The organism is Flavobacterium sp. W22_SRS_FP1 (genome assembly GCF_052113685.1).
GTDB lineage: Bacteria > Bacteroidota > Bacteroidia > Flavobacteriales > Flavobacteriaceae > Flavobacterium.
The window spans coordinates 172762-192445 of record NZ_JBGQOE010000001.1 but is presented as its reverse complement, the minus strand read 5'-3'; the positions used below and the strand labels follow the sequence as shown (position 1 = coordinate 192445).

16 protein-coding genes and 1 pseudogene are annotated in these 19684 nt (G+C 33.9%); 11 read left to right on the top strand and 6 right to left on the bottom strand.

Annotated features, from left to right (window positions below; genetic code table 11):
* Positions 1-265: 265 nt before the first annotated feature.
* Together ACEN2H_RS00750 and mnmD are read right to left on the bottom strand one after the other, a co-directional pair.
* Positions 266-463 carry a hypothetical protein gene (locus ACEN2H_RS00750; RefSeq protein WP_441729567.1) on the bottom strand — a complete coding sequence of 66 codons (198 nt, stop codon included), beginning with the start codon at positions 461-463 and terminating at the stop codon, positions 266-268.
* A 156-nt stretch (positions 464-619) separates the two neighbouring features.
* Positions 620-1282: a tRNA (5-methylaminomethyl-2-thiouridine)(34)-methyltransferase MnmD gene (gene mnmD, locus ACEN2H_RS00745; RefSeq protein WP_441729566.1), complete on the bottom strand. Its 663-nt coding sequence runs from the start codon at positions 1280-1282 to the stop codon at positions 620-622.
* Positions 1283-1591: 309 nt separating this feature from the next.
* Between mnmD and ACEN2H_RS00740 the strand changes: the two genes are divergently transcribed.
* The gene (locus tag ACEN2H_RS00740; protein WP_441729565.1) at positions 1592-2659 is read left to right on the top strand and encodes a branched-chain amino acid aminotransferase; all 1068 of its coding nucleotides are present in this window, start codon (positions 1592-1594) and stop codon (positions 2657-2659) included.
* A 160-nt stretch (positions 2660-2819) separates the two neighbouring features.
* Here ACEN2H_RS00740 and ACEN2H_RS00735 read toward each other — a convergent pair whose 3' ends face one another.
* Positions 2820-3203, bottom strand: coding sequence for a hypothetical protein (locus ACEN2H_RS00735; protein ID WP_441729564.1), 384 nt, complete (start codon positions 3201-3203; stop codon positions 2820-2822).
* Positions 3204-3543: 340 nt separating this feature from the next.
* Positions 3544-5579, bottom strand: a pseudogene (locus ACEN2H_RS00730) (dipeptidyl-peptidase 3 family protein).
* Between the two features lie 309 nt (positions 5580-5888).
* On the opposite strand from ACEN2H_RS00730, the gene ACEN2H_RS00725 reads away from it, so the two are divergent.
* The 4 genes from ACEN2H_RS00725 to ACEN2H_RS00710 all read left to right on the top strand — a co-directional run bounded on the left by ACEN2H_RS00725 (position 5889) and on the right by ACEN2H_RS00710 (position 8627).
* Positions 5889-7079 (top strand): SRPBCC family protein, encoded by a 1191-nt coding sequence (locus tag ACEN2H_RS00725; RefSeq protein ID WP_441729563.1) that lies wholly within the window; start codon positions 5889-5891, stop codon positions 7077-7079.
* 63 nt (positions 7080-7142) lie between these two features.
* Complete coding sequence (locus ACEN2H_RS00720) at positions 7143-7685, top strand: RNA polymerase sigma factor (RefSeq protein ID WP_441729562.1); 543 nt, start codon at positions 7143-7145, stop codon at positions 7683-7685.
* A 33-nt stretch (positions 7686-7718) separates the two neighbouring features.
* Positions 7719-8135, top strand: a complete 417-nt coding sequence (locus ACEN2H_RS00715) for a hypothetical protein (protein ID WP_441729561.1) — start codon at positions 7719-7721, stop codon at positions 8133-8135.
* A 33-nt stretch (positions 8136-8168) separates the two neighbouring features.
* Entirely contained in the window at positions 8169-8627 is a 459-nt protein-coding gene (locus tag ACEN2H_RS00710) for a sensor of ECF-type sigma factor (protein ID WP_441729560.1), read from the top strand.
* Between the two features lie 66 nt (positions 8628-8693).
* Here the strand turns inward: ACEN2H_RS00710 and ACEN2H_RS00705 are convergent, their stop codons facing one another.
* A complete protein-coding gene (locus tag ACEN2H_RS00705) occupies positions 8694-9761 on the bottom strand; it encodes an oxidoreductase (RefSeq protein ID WP_441729559.1) in 1068 nt (355 codons plus the stop codon).
* Between the two features lie 113 nt (positions 9762-9874).
* Here ACEN2H_RS00705 and ACEN2H_RS00700 point away from each other — a divergent pair, with 113 nt between their 5' ends.
* The 3 genes from ACEN2H_RS00700 to ACEN2H_RS00690 all read left to right on the top strand — a co-directional run bounded on the left by ACEN2H_RS00700 (position 9875) and on the right by ACEN2H_RS00690 (position 14593).
* Positions 9875-11107: a hypothetical protein gene (locus ACEN2H_RS00700; protein ID WP_441729558.1), complete on the top strand. Its 1233-nt coding sequence runs from the start codon at positions 9875-9877 to the stop codon at positions 11105-11107.
* Positions 11108-11234: 127 nt separating this feature from the next.
* Positions 11235-13196, top strand: coding sequence for a KUP/HAK/KT family potassium transporter (locus tag ACEN2H_RS00695; protein ID WP_441729557.1), 1962 nt, complete (start codon positions 11235-11237; stop codon positions 13194-13196).
* Positions 13197-13336: 140 nt separating this feature from the next.
* On the top strand, positions 13337-14593 hold the full coding sequence (locus tag ACEN2H_RS00690; protein WP_441729556.1) for an RsmB/NOP family class I SAM-dependent RNA methyltransferase: 1257 nt from the start codon (positions 13337-13339) through the stop codon (positions 14591-14593).
* A 171-nt stretch (positions 14594-14764) separates the two neighbouring features.
* Here the strand turns inward: ACEN2H_RS00690 and rho are convergent, their stop codons facing one another.
* Positions 14765-16501, bottom strand: a complete 1737-nt coding sequence (gene rho, locus ACEN2H_RS00685; RefSeq protein ID WP_441729555.1) for a transcription termination factor Rho — start codon at positions 16499-16501, stop codon at positions 14765-14767.
* A gap of 182 nt (positions 16502-16683) precedes the next feature.
* Here rho and ACEN2H_RS00680 point away from each other — a divergent pair, with 182 nt between their 5' ends.
* The 3 genes from ACEN2H_RS00680 to ACEN2H_RS00670 all read left to right on the top strand — a co-directional run bounded on the left by ACEN2H_RS00680 (position 16684) and on the right by ACEN2H_RS00670 (position 19683).
* Positions 16684-17097 (top strand): DUF4293 domain-containing protein, encoded by a 414-nt coding sequence (locus ACEN2H_RS00680; RefSeq protein WP_441729554.1) that lies wholly within the window; start codon positions 16684-16686, stop codon positions 17095-17097.
* 149 nt (positions 17098-17246) lie between these two features.
* Positions 17247-17909 carry a response regulator gene (locus ACEN2H_RS00675; protein ID WP_441729553.1) on the top strand — a complete coding sequence of 221 codons (663 nt, stop codon included), beginning with the start codon at positions 17247-17249 and terminating at the stop codon, positions 17907-17909.
* Between the two features lie 79 nt (positions 17910-17988).
* Positions 17989-19683 (top strand): tetratricopeptide repeat-containing sensor histidine kinase, encoded by a 1695-nt coding sequence (locus ACEN2H_RS00670; protein WP_441729552.1) that lies wholly within the window; start codon positions 17989-17991, stop codon positions 19681-19683.
* Position 19684 lies beyond the last annotated feature (1 nt).

Here is a 19684-nt window from a genome sequence, read left to right as displayed (position 1 = left end):
CTCTCTCAAGAGAATCCTTTGTATAAAAGTAAATCAATCTGGACATAACATATTATTTAGAGAATGATAAGTCTAATTATAGTATAAATATAAAGAACTATACTTTTATTTTTATTAAAACAAACGACTAAACACTTAAAAAACTGTTTAAATACATGTTGTTTAATTTATTTTAATATAAATCTTACGTTGTATCTAAGAAGTAAAATCTCTTTAAAAAAGGCAAAACATAAAAAAGGAACCTTTTTACAGGTTCCTTTTTTATTTATGGATTTATAATTACTAAGCACTGTTTTAATTCTGGTTTTTCGATTATAAAGTTAAATAACCATTCTCGCAACTGTTCCATTTCATAGGGCAATAACGATTTGATGGCTTTTTCTAACTCCTTACAAAAAAGTATCGGATCGAAACTTACTCTTTCTAGTATTGATTTTGTGTAATCAAACATGATTTTCGACATAATAAATTATGGTTTTTAGGTTGAACTATGATTTTTAGGTTTAGTAAAAATACATTTATTATAATTATAATATACCAAGCTAACGTATAATTTTCATTATTATTTCAAATATAGCGGCTATTTCTGTTAAAACATTTACCTTCATAAACTAAGCTATTAAGGTTTTCTCGCACGAAACATTTCTCTTTTTCCAGGAGGCCCTTCCAATTTTTCGACAGTAAACCCGACTTCGATCATACTTCTTTTTACTACACCTCGAGCGGCATAAGTAACCAATACACCATTGGTTTTTAGAGCGTCATACATTTTTTTAAAAATGGCTGTACTCCATAATTCAGGCTGAACCCGATATCCGAAAGCATCAAAATAAATTAAATCGTATTGATCGCAGTCATCTATCTCTTCAAATAACTGCTTCCTCTTCATTAATGAAAATTCTTCACTGAGCTGCATTTTTTCATCCCAACTGCACTGGTGCATTTTTTCAAAAAGCCCCTTTTGACCGGTTGCTTTGAGTTCCTCCACATAATTCATAGACATCAGCTCCTCAGAGGATATGGGGTAAGCCTCTACTCCAACGTATTCGATGGACTGATTCATCTTAGGGCCTTCCAAAAAAGTAATAAACGCATTTAAACCAGTACCAAATCCTATTTCCAAAATTGAAACTTCCCTGTTCTCAAAAAGAGAAAGACCATTCTTTATAAAAACATGTTTGGCTTCCTGAATAGCCCCATGTTTAGAATGATAACATTCATCCCATTCCTTTATTTGTATAGTGGTCGAACCATCAAGTGTTTGTATAATTTCTCTTTCCAAAATATTATTTTTAATACTGTTTACTGTTTTATCCTGCACCGATGGCCAAAACTAATCAAAAACTGATGTAAACAGCCCAAAAAACTGCCAAATTATCTGGATTTTAGATAAAAAAAACAGTGTTTTTTCGGTTTTTTTTTAAACATCAATAAATCACAATTAAAAGCTATATTTAATGATGTTTTCACAAGGAATTCATTGATTTTTATTTAATTTTGCGTCGATTAAGGTTCAACATGCAATAAACAGACATTTTAGGCTTTTGCTTAATACTTGTCCAATAATAAAAATAAAAAACAACATATTATTATGAGCACAACGCAAGCCAACAAAATTGACATAATAAAAGCCCAAACTTCAAAAATCAATGAAGTGGATTTTGAAAACCTGAGTTTTGGCTCGGTATTTACAGACCATTTAATGGAATGCGATTTTACAAATGGAGAATGGCAAAAGCCGGTCATTAAACCTTATGCACCATTTTTATTGGACCCATCGGCCAGAGTTTTTCATTACGGTCAAGCCATATTTGAAGGAATGAAAGCCTATAAAGATGATCAAGATGAAGTTTGGCTTTTTAGACCTGATGAAAACTACAAGCGTTTCAACAATTCTGCCGTAAGAATGGCAATGCCTGAAGTTCCGGAACATGTTTTTATGGATGGACTAAATGAATTACTAAAGCTAGATGAAGCTTGGATTAAAAAAGGAAAAGGAAACACTATGTATATACGACCGTTTATGATTGCGACCGGTCAAGGTGTAATTGCAAACCCATCGGATGACTATAAGTTTATGATTATCTTGTCGCCCGCAAAATCCTATTATTCAGGTGAGGTAAAAGTTTTGATTGCAGAGCATTTCAGTAGAGCGGCAAATGGCGGAATTGGAGCGGCAAAAGCTGCTGGTAATTATGCAGCGCAGTTTTACCCAACAAACTTAGCAAATAAAAAAGGATTCCAACAAGTGATCTGGACTGATGACGCCACTCATACAAAACTAGAGGAAGCAGGAACAATGAATGTGTTTTTTAGAATAAATGACACTTTATTTACTGCTCCTGTAAGTGAAAGAATTCTTGACGGTATTACCCGAAAGAGTCTTATCGATATGGCGAAAAAAGAAGGAATTGATGTCGAAGTTCGCCCTGTTCTAGTATCTGAATTGGTTGAGGCGTCTAAAAACGGTACTCTAAAAGAAATTTTTGGTGCAGGTACGGCTGCCGTAGTTAATCCAATTATTGGATTTTCATACCAAGACGTTTATTATGAATTACCTAAAATTGAAAACTCCTACGCTTCTCAATTAAAAGATAAACTAACAAACATTCAACACAAACTAGCTGAAGATACTTTTGGTTGGACAGTGAAGGTTTAGTTCTAGTTACCTTAATAAAAAAAGGTGGTTTTCAATCTGAAAACCACCTTTTTTTATTCCTTATTTGAACTAATAAAAGGATTACCCAATTAACATAGTTTCTGTCTAAGTTCACATAACTGACCACGAAAAATTGTACCACAACATCCGTTTTCGTAAACTATTTGAGTATTTGGGAGAAATTAGGCTTAAAATAATTGGCCCCCTTAATTATCTTTCCGTCTTCACGAGAAATCGGATTTCCCTCTTCATCTAATTTACTCATATTGCTTCTTTGGATCTCGTCAAAAATCGCTTCTATTTTATGCTGTAGTCCGTGTTCTATAATAGTTCCTAACAGAACGTACATCATATCACCTAAGGCATCGGCGATCTCGACTAAATCATTGTTTTGAACCGCCTCAAGGTATTCTTCATTCTCTTCCTTCATCAAATGGTAGCGAAGCGTACTTTTGCTTTCACCCAAGTCCGCTACTGGAGTTTCACTATATCCTATTTTAAATGCTTTATGAAATTCCTTAACTGAATCTATTTGTTTTTGCATAATTAAATTATATTAAATGAAAAGACAAAGTAGCAACTATTTCTAAACAATTAGCTAAATTTGCTGGAAAATAATTCAAACTATGTTTAGTCAAGGACAATTAGGATTTGCAGGCTTTTTTTTCATTGTATTTGTTATCGCAATGATCTATGCCTATCGAAAAGACGTGAAATTACACAACCTATTTTATAAAGGAAGCTATAAGATTCTGATCGCTTTCATTGTTTTTATTGGGATATTATTTGTGATAAAAGTGTTTTTTAAAAGGTAGTTTTTCTTTTTAAAACAAATAAAAGGCCACTGTAAGTGGCCTTTTATTTGCGCTTTAGTCTAAATATCCTTAGTTCTCAAGAGGTAAAAAAGAAAAGTTTTTTGAATAGTATAACATTTGTTCCACAAAGGAATTCGGTTGCTTACCCCTATCGAAATAATTGTTCCTTTTGCATCTAATTTAGTGACTAATAAAGGGTTTACAAAACCGCTATATGCTGCCGAAGAGAATTGTTTGTTACGTACTGAAATTTCTGCATGCAGTGTTTGATCTACTTTTACACCATAGTTTTCTAACAAAACTTTACCCGCTTCATAATCTCCTTCCGACTTGATTCGTTGAACTTCGCTTAATAATTGTCCAAATAAATCATGTAGTTTTTCATAGTTAGTAATATTGAAATACGTTTTACTATTACGACTTATTTTTTGTATTACATTATCCTCCAACCCTTTTTCATATGCCCTGGCGCTTACCCATTGACGATTTCTCATATGAGCCTCTTCAATATTAGCACCCAACTCTAAGCGGAATAACTGTGTCATTAATCCATTACGGATATAGCTGTCATAAACTTCCATACCTGTTTTCTTCCAGTTGTCCACTAGACCCAGTTCTTGAATTTTAGAGTTATATAAATAGTATAAGCCCACTAAATCAGCTCTTGCCTCTTCAAGGGTGAAGGCATAACTTTTCAAGATTTCTTTTGGAGTTCCTATCCCTACATTAATTTGTCCCGAAGCATGACCTACGACTTCGTGTAGCGCGGTGTGCAACTTATCTCCTATCTCTCCATATTGTTCCGCTAAAGCAACTTCGTCGGCGTCGTTTGCAAATTCCTGTAACTTTCCTTTTCCTCCAGCTTTAGAATATGCATCGATAATGTTTCCTAATCAAACTGATTTTGAACCATGACCGGCGCGGATCCAATCAGTATTTGGAAGGTTTACCCCAATCTGTGTGTTTGGAGAAGTATGACCAGACTCCCCTGCAGCAATTACTGTTTTATAAGAAACACGCACAACATTCTCCTTTTTGTGTTGTGGCATCAATGGAGAATTATCTTCAAACCATTGGGCGCTTCTTGAAACGACTTCCGTTTTTTTCAACATGTCAAAATCTTTAATCTTAACAATTCCTTCATACGATTTTCTGTATCCTAGAGGATCATTCTATACCTCGATAAAACTGTTGATATAATCAATATTGCCTTCAGTAGCTGCTACCCCAGCGATGTTGTACTCATACCAGGTTTGAAAACATCCCGCCTTGTAGTGCGAGATCAACAATCCTAGAGCATCTCCTTGGTTTTTACTCTCAACGACACTTCTAGCTTTCTCTAACCAATAAATAATTTTATAGATTGCTTCACCATACATTCCATTGCTTTTCCAAACTTTTTCTTCCAATTACCCCTTTGCATTGTGAACCAATTTAGAGTTTAAAACATAAGAATATGGTTTGGTCGGATCTGGACTGGTTTTATTAGCGTAAAAATCTTCCGCTTGTTTTAAAGTAATCCCTTTATCATAAAAATTGATGGCAGAACCGGCCAACAATCCTTTAGATTCATCCAAATTGACTTTTTTGGAGTCGATGTTGTTAAATAAAATGGCAGCAATGCTCGGTGCTAAATCCGTTTTAGTTTCTTTTAGCAAGATCGAAAAATACGCCTCCAAAAAATCAGGCTGGATTTTGTCATTAGAATAATGATGGTGGATTCCGTTTGAAAACCAAACTCTTTTTAAGTAAATTTCAAAATTCGCACAGTCTTTAGTAGATTTATCACCTTCGTAGCTTTGATAGATATGTTCTAACGCTTTTCTGATTTTCAGATTATATCTATAATTTTGATCCCACATGATATCACGCCCCGAAGTTCCGGCCTAAGTAAGGTAATAAACCAGTTTTTGTTCTTTAAGTGTTAGGTTTTCCCAGCCCGGGATCCGCTAACGTAATACTTTTATATCGGAAAATTGTTCGACAAAGTACTCAAAAGTGGTACTATGATTTTTATTTATATCATTCGCTTTTTCCTCTTGTGCATTACAAATAGTGGAAAACGCAAGAATCATAAAAATACCTGTGATTCGAAGTAATTTCATTATTATTGTTTCAAAGATTAATTAAACCATTATTATGTAAATATGCATATTCTTTAAAGAAACAATAAAAAACCTCCTTTGTATCACCTCTATAGTGACAAAAACGCAAAATCGATTTACAAATAAAATCGATTTACATCTAGTGTAGTCCATTATCAGGATACATTACTAGCGGCAAATATGGAAACAGGATCAAGCCTTTAAAAAAGATAATCTACAAAGAAAAACAGCTTACCCATAATTTCTCTATGATTAGCCTTGCATATTAATAAAAATTCTAACTTTACGACTGAATACAACCAATTTATCATGAGGATTTTAAAATATATATTTCTATTATTATTACTGAGTTTAGTGGCACTTTCGATTTTTATAGCTACACAAAAAGGTGATTTTAATGTTGAAAGAAGTAAAGTTATCAATTCACCAAAGCCGGCAGTTTATAACTATGTAAATGACTATAAAAACTGGGAAGATTTTGGAAGTTGGACCATAGAAGATCCTGAAATAAAAATAGCATATCCGCAAAAAACAATTGGCAAAGGAGCATCCTATTCTTGGGAAGGAAAAGATGGTGCCGGCCAAATGCGTACTATATATACAAAAGAAAACGACAGTATTTCTCAGCAAATGGATTACAACGGGACATTAGCTACTGTTTCTTGGAGTTTCAAGGATACTACTAGAGGTACAAAAGTCAGCTGGAAATCAAGTGGAGAAATGAGTTTTTTATTTAAAATCTATGCCGCTCTAAATGGGGGTGTTGACAAAGTTATTGGTACTATGTACGAACAAAGTCTTGCCAATTTAGACAAGGCTCTTGATTATGAAATAAATACCTTTTCCATAAAAGTAAATGGCTTAGTCAAAAAGCCTCAAAGCTTTTATTTGAGTCAGACTTTCACCTCTGAAATAGCAAAAATCAATAAAAATTTTAAAATTGTAGTTCCTCAAATTGAAACTTTTTGCAAAACAAACAATGTCCTAATCAGCGGAAATCCTTTTATAATTTACCACACTTATGATCTGAAAAAAGGATTAGCAAAAATATCCATTTGTATTCCAATAAAAAATGAAATATTCACAAGTGCTGGAAGTGATATACTTTCAGGAAAATTAGAAGCGTTTGAAGGGGTAAAAACTACTGTTATTGGAGACATATCACACAACAAAAAAGGATATGACAAGACAATACAATACCTGAACAAAAACCAACTTGCGACAAACCCTGTTTTTTCGCATATAGAAATTTATTCTACCGCAAAAGCAAACATAAAAAACCCATCAAAATGGTCTACCGAAATTTACGTGCCGGTACTCCCGAAAGCCGCTACAGCAGATGTATATGCACCATCTGCAACAAATAGTCCGATACCCCCTGAAAAGACCATTCCGATTGTGTCTGAACCGACAAAAGTCATTAAAACTCCTTTGAAAACTAACAACTCTAAGAAAACAACACTACCTAAAGTTAAAGAAGAAGAACCATCTGAATTTTAATTGTTTTGTTCATAAGATTAAACCTATTCGATAAACTCCATTCTAACTCCATAAATAATAGCTTTGCCCGAAGAAGAGGAATTTATTAACCAGTTATTAAATCCAAAAACGCAAAATGAAGCGTTTAAAAAACTCTTGTTAGCCTATCAAAAACCATTATACAACCACATACGTAACATCGTACTAAATCATGACGATACCGATGATGTCTTGCAAAACACTTTTATAAAAGTATTCCAACATTTAAAAAAATTCAAAAGAGAAAGTAAGCTTTTTTCATGGATATACCGCATCGCTACAAACGAAGCGCTTAGTTTCATAAGTCAAAAAGCAAAAAAAATTGGAATCTCATCTGAAAGCTTGCAAAATAAAACTATTGATAACCTCAAGTCTGACCCTTATTTTGACGGAGATGAAGTTCAAATTAAATTACATAAAGCCATTGCAGCTCTTCCTAAAAAGCAACAACTAGTTTTTAAAATGAAATATTTTGAAGAGCTAAAATATGAACAAATATCTGAAATATTAGGCACTTCCGTTGGAGGCTTAAAGGCCAGTTATCATCATGCCGTCAAGAAAATCGAATTATTAATCATGGCAAATTAAACCTTTTATCAAAAAATAAGTCAAATAATAGTTATGAAAGCATTTAAATTAGAAAAAAAATCGAAAATCGAGTCTGGGTTTAAAGCCCCTGATCAATACTTTGAAAGTTTTTCAAAAAACGTAATGCAAAACTTGCTCAAGAGTGAACCTAAGGTAGTCTCAATTTTTCAGAAAAGAAAAAGCTTCTTTATGATTGCAGCGGCTATTTTAATTTTTGCAATGCTAGTTCCTATATTATACAATACGACAGATACTACGGAATTGGATACCGCAACATTAGAAAATTACTTAAGCATTCAATCCAATATAAATCAATATGACTTGATGAGCGCGTTAGATTTTGAAGATATTAACAATATAAACACAACGGCTGTACTCGAAGACAAAACTATTGAAGATATGCTGGCTAGTAATCCTGATTTAGAGCAACTCCTAAATGAAAAAGAATAGAATTTCTAACCCTCGAAATGAAAATAAATGAAAATGAAAATAAAACAAATACTTCCGATACTTTTGCTGCTCAGCTCTTTTAGTTTTTACGCTCAAAGTGAAGATATGAAAGAAAAAAAAGAAAAAATAAAAGCTTTGAAAGTGGCTTTTCTAACTACTGAATTAGATTTAACCGCTAAAGAAGCTGAGAAATTTTGGCCCGTATACAACTCCTTTGATGACAAACAATTTGAATTAAGGCATACGAAAATGAAAGCGTATAAGAACCAAATGAGTGGTTTAGCTTTGGATAGAATGAGCGAAAAAGAAGCAAGTCTTTTACTAACGCAAATGCAAAATACGGATGAAGAGTTATTCCTTTTGCGCAAGGGTTTTATTGAAAATCTAAAAAAAGTACTCCCTGCCATAAAGATTGTAAAGCTGCGAGTTTCTGAAGAAGATTTTAACAGAAAACTATTGCACCAATATAGAGACAGAGGTCAGAAAAAATAATCTCTTACCTTACATCCATAATAAAAAAGCCCTGTCCAATAATTTAAATTATGAGACAGGGCTTTTTTATTTCAAAAATTTAATACGAATCATTTTGTTTTTCCCAGCAGCGATTGCAGTGCGCTTGTCCACAAAACGTATTGTGAAAAGATCCTTATCAGAGGCCAATTGTTCCCATGAGCTACCTCCATCGTAGGAATAATAGAGTCCAGAGGCTCCTACACTAACCAGTGACTTTCCGTTACTGTAAGGAACATATTGTACACAAGAAGCGTATCCGAAACCTTTATTTTCAGAAATTAATTCCCAATTTTTTCCCCCATCGTAAGTTATTGCTTTATTTCCGAAATTCTGATTTAGGGATTCATAGTCACCTCCTGCAATAAATCCAATTTTAGAATTATAAAAGTCAGCTGTAAATATACCTGCCATCGCCTTACCCTGAACAATGGGAGTATCATAAACTTCCCAGGTACTTCCTTTGTCTGGGGAATAAAAAACTCTTGCTTTTTTACCCCCAGAGACAATCCAGGTATTATTTCCTTTTAGTACTATATTAGTATTGCTTGCAGCAAAAGCCGCTTCGCCATCAGCAATTTTAGGTAATTTATTAGCTGAGATTTTGCTCCATGAATTCCCACCGTCTCTAGTAATAATTATCGAAAGACAGCCTGTTATGGGATCGCCCATCGCGATTCCCTCCTCGTCATTCCAAAATTTCATACTGTCATAAAACACCTTTTCATGACTTTCTTGATACACTAATCTCGTTGCCATATTCTTTTTAGATACCTTATAAAGTAAAGCAGGATTAGCAACATTCAGTAAAAAAACAGCATTAGTTGTTTGCGCATTACTCCTGAATTCAGGGTTTAAGCTGTCTTTACCTACATTCTTTTCCAGTTTTTCGCTTTTTTTCAAATCGTAAAAGCCAAACCTTGAATTATTTGCAGCATACCAAATTTTGTTTTGATCAACGGTTATTGCTCTGATACTGATATTATCCTCAAACAGCGTATCAATTAAAACTGCCTTATAAATAGTTTTATCCTTAGTTTCTCTTTCATAGAATGCTGTTTTACATGAAGCTAAAACAAAAATCGTTAGTGTTGTAAAAAAGCAATATTTTTTCATTATCCGTATATTTAAAGCTAATTTACAATTAATTAAAGGAATGGCCAATCGCCTTAAAATTAAATGGCACAGTAATTGGATATTCGAAAACGTTATCTTTCAATACATTAATTATGAAAACTAAAATACTATTATTAAGTCTTATGACCTCCCTTTTTGTGGTGCAAATGTATGGGCAAAATAGAACTAGGGTAAATGCAATGAACGACGAAATTAGTGATAATCTAGATTTAAGAGCTGTAACAGATATTTTTGGAGATTCTAGAAACCTTCAGGATTTTGAAAGACGGCTCAATGATCCCGAGTTGCAAATATCAAATTTAGATCTGAATTACGATAATGAAGTAGATTACCTACGAGTTATAGAAACAGTTGATTTCAATATACATGTTATTATCATTCAGTCGGTGTTTGATCGTAATGTATATCAAGATGTTGCTACTATCGAAGTTGAAAAAGACAGGTATAACAGAGTTCATATACAGGTTGTGGGTAATGAATACATGTATGGGCCAAATTATATTTATGAACCTGATTACTACAGTACACCTTTAATATATTCCTCATTATGGTCCTACAACTATCGCCCATACGTTTCAAACTGGTACTGGAATTTTTACCCATCTTATTATTACGCATGGAATCCTTTTCCAGTTTACAGATATAGAAATAACATTCAGCTTAGCTTAAATATATATAACAATTATAATTACGTAACCTCAAGAAGAAGTAACCAGGCCGTTGTTTTGTATAATTCAAGACGTTCAAGTGGTTATGAAAGACAGTATCCTAATTATGCTTTTTCAAGGAGAAACGCTACCGCTTCAAACCGTTATGAATTAGACCAAACAAGGAGTGCCAGCAGTATCGGTTCACTCAATGAAACCGGATATTCTAAGACCAGAAATAATTCGCCGAGAGAACTGGAAAGCAGAAGAACTGGAAATCAAAGAGAATATTATCAGAACAGAACTACTTTCTCTAGAGAAAGTGCCCCACAAAGGACAGAAGCGCAGAGAAACAATTCCCAAAACAACAGGATTTCTTCAAGAGAGAGTGGGCCACAAAGAACCGAACCGCAGAGAGATAACACCAAAAACAACAGGGGTTATTCAAGAGAGAGTAGACCGCAAAGAACTGAAAGCCCGATATATAATTCTAAAAACAGATCAGCTTCTTCAAAGCAAAGTACACCACAAAGAACTGAAAATCAGAGAGACAATTCCCAGAACAGAGGGGCTTCTTCACGAGAGAGTACTTCGCAAAGAAATGCAAGTAACAGAAGCGAATTTCCCTATAATAAAGACGGAAATAATTCATCAAAAGCTAACAATAAAAGAAGATAGTAACTTCAAAAGCAAAATGAAAAAAACATGGTTTCACCGAACCGTGTTTTTTTATGTCTTATTTGCAGATAAACCTTTCTAATTTATTTTAAAAGAGTAAATTTGACGAGTTTTTTAAAGATAATTCATGAGCACATCGCATAAAAACCTACACTCAAAATTAACGTTAGGTGGTTTATTAATTACGTTGGGAATAATTTACGGTGATATTGGAACCTCTCCGTTATATGTGATGAAAGCCATACTTAGTACCAGCATTATTAATGCTGATATAGTCCTAGGAGGTATTTCATGTGTTTTCTGGACTCTTACCTTACAAACTACAATCAAGTACGTCCTTATCACACTGAGTGCCGATAACCATGGTGAAGGCGGGATTTTCGCGCTTTATGCTCTAGTCAAAAAAACAAAGATTAAGTGGTTAATAGTCCCAGCCATTATTGGAGGAAGTGCATTGCTCGCTGACGGTATCATTACCCCACCCATCTCTGTTTCATCAGCTGTGGAAGGAATTAGAACCTACTACCCTCAAATAAACACCGTCCCTATTGTAATCGGAATCTTATTCGTACTCTTTACTATTCAACAATTTGGCACAAAACTAGTCGGAAAATTCTTTGCTCCAATGATGCTAGTATGGTTTAGCATGCTTGGAATCCTTGGTTTGATACAAATAACAAAACATCCTGAAGTCTTCAAAGCTTTCAACCCTTACTATGCGTACAATTTACTTTCCATACACCCTGATGGTTTTTTTGTTCTGGGATTTGTATTTCTATGTACTACAGGAGCAGAAGCATTGTATTCAGATATGGGACATTGTGGTCGAAAGAATATTAGAATTAGCTGGATTTTTGTAAAAACTACGTTAGTACTTAATTATTTTGGACAAGCGGCCTACTTAATCCATCATGAAGGAGAAACATTGCAGAGTTTAGGAGGATCAAATGGCAACCCATTCTATCTTATAATGGCAGATTGGTTTCAACCTGTCGGAATAGTAATCGCCACACTTGCAGCTGTCATAGCATCTCAGGCCCTTATTAGTGGTTCATTTACATTAATAAATGAGGCAATGAGGTTAAATTTTTGGCCAAAGGTTAAAATAAAGTACCCTACGGAGTTAAAAGGACAATTATACATTCCCTCAATTAACTGGCTGTTATTCTTTGGATGTGTTGGAATCGTAGTACACTTTGAAGAATCAAGTAATATGGAGCATGCCTACGGATTGGCGATCATATTATGTATGATAATGACCACTATTTTACTTAATTTCTATTTAATAATGAAAAGAGTAAAGTTATACCTAATAGTTCCCTTAATAGCGACCTATTTACTAATAGAATTTAGTTTCCTTATCGCCAATATTACAAAATTTACGGAAGGTGGCTATGTAACAATAATAATTGCAGCCGCTTTAATATCAATTATGACGATTTGGTATTTGGCAAAAGAAATTAACAAAACCTATACGAAAATCGTAAAAATAGAAGACTATAAAAAAGTTTTAACCGAATTAGGAGCCGACTTATCCATCCCTAAATATGCAACCCATTTAGTTTACATGACCAATGCCAATCGAGTGGATGAAATTGAAGAAAAAGTGATGTACTCTATCTTACAAAAAAGACCCAAAAGAGCCGACATATATTGGTTTGTCCATGTAAACATATTGACAGAACCTTACAAAACCGAATATAAAGTGACCGAAATAATAAAGGATGATTTGTATCGTATCGACTTTAATCTCGGATTTAGGGAACCCACAAAAATTAACCTGATGTTCCGCGAAGTAATCAAAGACATGGTAAAAAAAGGAGAAGTGGATATAACTAGCCGCTATGAATCGTTGAATAAAAACAATATCATTGGTGATTTCAAATTCGTACTTTCTGAAAAATTCCTTTCATTTGATAGCGATTTGAGATGGCATGAAAAAATAGTGATGAACACGTATTTCTTCATTAAGAAACTAAGTTTGTCTGAAGAAAGAGCATTCGGTTTGGACAGTAGCTCGGTAAAAATAGAGAAATTCCCAATGGTGCTTCATCCTCCAGAAAACATAGGATTAACAAGAGTTAAATAAGTCATTTCATTTAATAAATTAGAAAACACTGCTCCTGCAAGCAGTGTTTTTTTTTAGGATGAAAATTAAAAATCAACATTCATTATTAAAAATTTAACTTTCAATCAATTAATACTACCTTTGCACCTCAATAATTAAAAATGAGATTACACAGAAATTTAGTTTATACTACCATTGATTCCCTGAATGCAATATTTAACGAAGGGGAATATGCCGATAAAGTGGTTGCAAGAGCCTTAAAGAAAGACAAACGTTGGGGAAGCTCAGACAGAAAATTTGTTGCTGAAACCATCTACGAAGTAGTACGATGGAAACGATTATATTCAGAAATTGCCGAAGTGAAAGAACCTTTTGACAGAGACAACCTTTGGAGAATATTTGCAGTATGGGCTGTATTAAGAGGTTTCCCTATTCCAGATTGGCGTCAACTAGAAGGAACTCCAGAAAGAAAAATAAAAGGTCGTTTCGACGAACTTTCAAAAGTACGAACCCTGAAAGAATCCATTCCAGATTGGATGGATGAACTGGGAGTAAAAGAGTTAGGAGAGAAAGTATGGGCTACCGAAATAGCTGCTCAAAATCAACCTGCAAAAGTGGTTCTTAGAGTCAACACGCTCAAAACAACCAAAGAAAACTTGAGAGCAATATTGATGGACTTAAACATCGAAACAGATACTCTAAAAAACCAACCTGATGCGTTAGTTTTAAAAGAAAGAGCTAACGTTTTCATGACTGACGTTTTCAAACAAGGATTCTTTGAAGTTCAGGATGCCAACTCTCAACTTGTAGCTGCTTTCCTTGATGTCAAACCAGGAATGCGTATTGTAGACACTTGTGCCGGTGCCGGTGGAAAAACATTGCACATTGCCGCTTTGATGGAAAACAAAGGACAATTGATTGCCATGGATTTATACGAAAGTAAATTAAAGCAATTAAAGATAAGAGCTAAAAGGGATGGCGCCTTTAATATAGAATATCGAATAATCGATACCACAAAGGTGATTAAAAAGTTACACCAAAAAGCGGACCGTGTTTTAATCGATGCCCCATGTAGCGGTCTTGGAGTTCTTAAAAGAAATCCAGATGCCAAATGGAAATTACAACCAGCGTTTATCGATAACATGCGCAAGATACAATCGGAGGTTTTAGAAAGTTATTCGAAAATAGTAAAACCGGGAGGAAAACTGGTTTATGCAACCTGCTCCATATTACCTTCTGAAAATCAAGAACAAATTGAGCGTTTTTTGACAACAGACATTGGAAAAGAGTTTAATTTTATCAAAGACCAAAAAATACTGGCGTCAGAATCTGGTTTTGATGGTTTTTACATGGCTCTTTTGGAACGAAAAGAAGAAGTTATGCCACAAGAAGTGAAAGTAAAAGAGGCAAAAGCTTAATATTATTACCTCAGACACGACAAAAAACGCCTTCAATATGAAGGCGTTTTTTATTATAAAAAAATCTAAAACAAAAAAATCCTCGAAATCGTATTAACTATTTTCGAGGATCTTTTTTATGATAGAAAATAAAACATTCTATTTTCTTTTTTCTATTCTCTTTTCTCTCCCTTAATCATTCATAGAGATTAAAAACTCTTCATTATTTCTGGTTTTTCTGAAACGGTCATTTATGAAACTCATCGCTTCAACTGGATTCATATCGGCGAGATATTTTCTCATAATCCACATTCTTTGCAAGGTCTTTTCGTCTAACAACAAATCCTCGCGTCGTGTACTGGAAGAAGTTAAATCGATTGCCGGGAAGATACGTTTGTTGGCAATTTTTCTATCTAATTGCAATTCCATATTACCAGTTCCTTTAAATTCTTCGAAAATAACTTCGTCCATTTTAGAACCTGTTTCAGTCAATGCAGTAGCAATGATGCTTAATGAACCTCCGTTTTCTACATTACGAGCAGCTCCAAAGAAACGTTTTGGTTTTTGTAATGCATTAGAATCCACACCTCCACTCAGTACTTTACCTGAAGCAGGTTGTACCGTATTATAAGCTCTAGCCAAACGGGTAATCGAATCTAGTAAGATCACTACGTCGTGCCCACATTCCACTAAACGTTTTGCTTTTTCGAGAACTATATTTGCAATCTTAACGTGTTCTTGCGGTTCTCTATCAAAAGTGGAAGCGATCACTTCACCACGAACACTGCGTTGCATATCCGTAACTTCCTCCGGACGTTCGTCTATCAAAAGAACAATAAGGTAAACCTCAGGATGGTTAGCTGCAATCGCGTTTGCGATTTCTTTCAACAACATGGTTTTACCTGTTTTTGGCTGCGCAACAATCATACCTCGCTGTCCTTTCCCAATAGGAGAAAACAAATCGATAATACGAGTTGAAATAGTACTTTGTCTTTCGGCTAAATTAAATTTTTCCGATGGAAAAACGGGAGTTAAATGTTCGAATGAAACACGATCACGAACTACTTGTGGGTCGTGTCCGTTAATTTTTAAAACTCGAACTAAAGGAAAAAATTTCTCCCCTTCTTTTGGAGGCCGAACCACCCCTTTGACTGTATCACCGGTTTTAAGACCGAATAGTCTAATTTGCGATGTCGATAAATAGATATCATCTGGTGATGCCAGATAATTATAATCTGAAGAGCGAAGAAAACCATAGCCATCTGCCATCATTTCAAGAACACCTTCACTTTCTATAATTCCTTCAAATTCAAAATCAGAATCTCTAAAGTTATTTTTTTTAGCTTTAAAATTCGGGTTTTGATTTTGTTTATTTAACTGGTTTGGATTAACTTTTTTCGCTGGAGCTGCAACTTCCTGAGTTTCTTTTGCTTCACTATCCTTAACTTCTTCGGTTTCTTTCAATCCTACTTTCGCTTCCTCTTTATCCTTTTTCAGAGCAATTTTCTTTTCGTAGGCAGATTTATTGAATTTAATCACTTTCTTTTCAGATGACGGATTCTCATCTTCCGTTTCAGTTGGAGTATTTACTGCTTCAAGCTGAGAAGTAACCTCTGCTGGCACCTCAACTCTAGCTTGCAAATCTTTATCCACAAGCTCTTCGCGACTGGAGGGTGCAGAATTGACCGTAGTTTTTTGAATAGCTACCTTTTTTGCAGGAACAATACGAGCTCTTTTGGGCTTGTCTTCTTCAACTTTAGTTTCTGATTTCTTCTCCGAGGTTGAATCAGCAATAGCTTTTTGATGCTCTAAAATCGACCCTATTAAGTTGTCTTTTTTTACACCATTAAATTTTATGGTTTTAGCTGATTTAGCTATTTCTTGAAGCTCAGAAAGCTTCATTTCTTTTAATGCAGAAATATCAAACATGAATGTTCTATGAGTTTAATTAAATTGGTAACACTCTAAAAGGATAGGTAGTGATTTTTTATTTCGAATCAACCGCAGTATGAAGTGCTTACGGTATTATGATGCAATAATACGAATAAAATTTAATGATACAATAGTATTTTAAAAAAAGAAAATATATTTTTGTACAACAAAATTAAACAATGATACAAAGAATACAGACGATATATTTAATACTTGCTTTTGTAGTTACTGGTATTTTACCATTTTTATTTCCTTTATGGACAATGAACGGCGGAAAAGACTATTTTTTTATGCAAAACCAAGTTTATGTAATCTTATTGGGCTTAAGCACATCGCTTAGCGTTTTGACTATTGTTTCCTATAAAAAAAGACAGAATCAATTTGTCATGGGCAGATTGAATATGATATTAAATTTAATTTTATTAGGATTGTTTGTTTATCGTTCACTAAATATATCTGGAGAAACAGTTCTTGTTTCTGAGAAAGGTATTGGGATGTTTCTACCTATCGTTGCTATCGTATTATTAGTCTTGGCTAATAAGGCCATCAAAAAGGATGAGGATCTTGTAAAATCTGTGGATAGATTGAGGTAAACCTATAAAATTAGTTTATTAGTGCGAAGGAAACCCGAATGGAAACATTCGGGTTTTTTTATGCTTCAAAAAGAAGCATTCAACAAATAAAAACATATAAAGAACAAGTTGTCATTTTTTTTATAAATTTGAATTTATATAACGACGACATGGAAAATAAAACACGAATACATCTTGCAGACGACCATCAGGTTCTTATGGACGGCATGAAAAATTTACTGCATACAGTTTCTAATTTTGAAGTTGTTGGCTTCTCCACAGATGGTAGCACAATTTTTAAAGATGTTACAGACAACAAAAGTGACATTCTTGTACTTGATATCAGCATGCCTAAAAAGGACGGAATTGAAGTGGTTAAAGAATTTTATCAAAAAGGTTTCCCCTGCAAGGTAATTATCCTTTCGAGCTATGATGACTTAAAAATTATAAAAGAGGTTATGAAACTAGGAGCAAGTGGCTACTTGACAAAGCAATGCGCTGGAGATAGTATTGTAGAAGCAATTCACGCTGTTACTAATGGAGAAGAATATTTCTGTAATACGGTTAGGGAAAAAATATTTAATACCGCAACCAAAGACAAATCAAAAGTAAACAAATACAGACCAAGTGTGAATTCTTTATTAACGGGGCGCGAAATTGAGATTATCACTCTCATCGCTCTAGAGTTTAGCGGTAAGGAGATTAGCGAACATTTGTTCATCAGCAACAATACTGTCGAAACACACCGAAAAAACATAATGAAAAAGTTGAAAGCAAAAAACACAATCAGTCTGGTTAAATTTGCTCTTAAAAACAAACTGATTAAATCCTAAGCCAATGGAAAATCGATAGCTATTTCAGAAATAATTTAATCCAAAAAGACAACTATTTTATATTCGACACCCTTATTTCATGATTCAAAACCGATTCGTATTATTGTTTTTCCTCTCACCATTTCTTTTTGGTAATGTCCTGTATTCTCAAAATAGAGTTCCTTCTCAAAAAGAAATCACCGAACTAACTACAGAAGCAACCAACCTAATGAAAGAGGGGAAGTTCGAAAAGTCTCTGGTAAAATCAAGAATTGCTTTAAAGTACGCTATTATAGCTAAAAATGATAATGCAATCGCAACCTGTTACAATATTATAGCGGCTAATTTTGACGAACTTACCGAGCCTGACAAAGCTTTTTTTTACTACCAGAAAGGTCTTATTATTGCTAACAGAACAACAAACAACCAGCTTAAAAATTGGTTAAACAACAATTTGGGAAATATTTATTGTTTTGATAGAAAGCAATACACAAAAGGAATTTCCCACTATAAAAAATCCCTCGAATACAGTACAAAAAATAGAGATTCTGCAGAAATCGTTTTTACAAAACTAAATATTACTTGGGCTTATTTTGATATAGGTCGTTTTAATGATGGTTTGCCCTATCTAAAGTTTATCAACAAGTACCATGACAAGTTTGGTAATGAATCTTCAAATGGAGTTTTAAACATGCTCAACGGTATGTATTCCAGTTATAATGATGAACCTCAAAAAGCAAAGTCCTACTTTCAAAAAGCGATCCAATTAGGAATTGAACAAGACTTTAAGTCTGATTTAGCATTTGCCTATTTAGAATACTCTAAATTTTTATTAAAAAACGACGACCATAAAAAGGCATATAAAAACCTCGCCCTTTACAATTCCACAAACGCCAAAGTGATAGACGAAGACAAACGAAAAAAGGTCAACGTTGCGGGGATAAATCTTGAATTAGATGAGTATAAAAGAGAGATTGATATAATCGAAACTAAGTACAAGACAAAGCAGCAAATCCTTTTGGAGCAACAGTCTAAAAACAAACAAATAAGTCTTATTATCATTTCGTTGCTTATCTTAATTATCATCCTATTCTATTTTCTATTTCAGAATACAAGATTGAAACAAAAAAACAAACTCAAAGACATACAGAGTAAAATTCAGGAGAAAATAATTAACGCTTCGGTAAATGGACAGGAAATGGAACGAAAAAAAATAGCCAATTTTCTGCATGATAATATTAGTGCTCTGCTTTCAGCAGCCGGATTACATTTAAGCGTTTTTAGCTCTAAAAATCAACTGGAAGTTGAAGAAATAGTTAAAACAAAACTAATACTAAGAGAAGCACATGATAAGGTACGTGACTTGTCCCACGAACTTTTACCTTCACTATTAACTCGTTTCGGATTATTTTATGCGCTCAATGATTTATGCGAAAAAAACTCGAACTCCAGAATTAATTTTGAATACTCTAGTACAATGATAACAACAGTGCGTTATAATGATGATTATGAAATAAAAATATATTCTATTATAATGGAACTATTGAATAATATTATCAAACATAGTGAAGCCACAAATGCATTTATTGGTATCGAAGAAAAAAACAAATCTCTCTTCATTCACGTTAGAGATAACGGCAAGGGATTTGACTCTGCTGACTACTATACCATTGAAGGCTTCGGTCTTAATCAAATTAAAGCTAGAGTAAACAATATTGGAGGAGAAATAACGATTCTTTCTAAAATAAAATCAGGGACTTCAATCCAAATTAAAGCACCCATTACATATCAATAGA

Coding starts and splice junctions, on each gene's coding strand:
- ACEN2H_RS00670 (WP_441729552.1), top strand. CDS start 17,989: ATGATTCAAAACCGATTCGTATTATTGTTTTTCCTCTCACCATTTCTT.
- ACEN2H_RS00710 (WP_441729560.1), top strand. CDS start 8,169: ATGAAAATAAAACAAATACTTCCGATACTTTTGCTGCTCAGCTCTTTT.
- ACEN2H_RS00690 (WP_441729556.1), top strand. CDS start 13,337: ATGAGATTACACAGAAATTTAGTTTATACTACCATTGATTCCCTGAAT.
- ACEN2H_RS00695 (WP_441729557.1), top strand. CDS start 11,235: ATGAGCACATCGCATAAAAACCTACACTCAAAATTAACGTTAGGTGGT.
- ACEN2H_RS00715 (WP_441729561.1), top strand. CDS start 7,719: ATGAAAGCATTTAAATTAGAAAAAAAATCGAAAATCGAGTCTGGGTTT.
- ACEN2H_RS00750 (WP_441729567.1), bottom strand. CDS start 463: ATGTCGAAAATCATGTTTGATTACACAAAATCAATACTAGAAAGAGTA.
- ACEN2H_RS00735 (WP_441729564.1), bottom strand. CDS start 3,203: ATGCAAAAACAAATAGATTCAGTTAAGGAATTTCATAAAGCATTTAAA.
- ACEN2H_RS00700 (WP_441729558.1), top strand. CDS start 9,875: ATGAAAACTAAAATACTATTATTAAGTCTTATGACCTCCCTTTTTGTG.
- ACEN2H_RS00680 (WP_441729554.1), top strand. CDS start 16,684: ATGATACAAAGAATACAGACGATATATTTAATACTTGCTTTTGTAGTT.
- ACEN2H_RS00675 (WP_441729553.1), top strand. CDS start 17,247: ATGGAAAATAAAACACGAATACATCTTGCAGACGACCATCAGGTTCTT.
- ACEN2H_RS00725 (WP_441729563.1), top strand. CDS start 5,889: ATGAGGATTTTAAAATATATATTTCTATTATTATTACTGAGTTTAGTG.
- ACEN2H_RS00740 (WP_441729565.1), top strand. CDS start 1,592: ATGAGCACAACGCAAGCCAACAAAATTGACATAATAAAAGCCCAAACT.
- rho (WP_441729555.1), bottom strand. CDS start 16,501: ATGTTTGATATTTCTGCATTAAAAGAAATGAAGCTTTCTGAGCTTCAA.
- ACEN2H_RS00705 (WP_441729559.1), bottom strand. CDS start 9,761: ATGAAAAAATATTGCTTTTTTACAACACTAACGATTTTTGTTTTAGCT.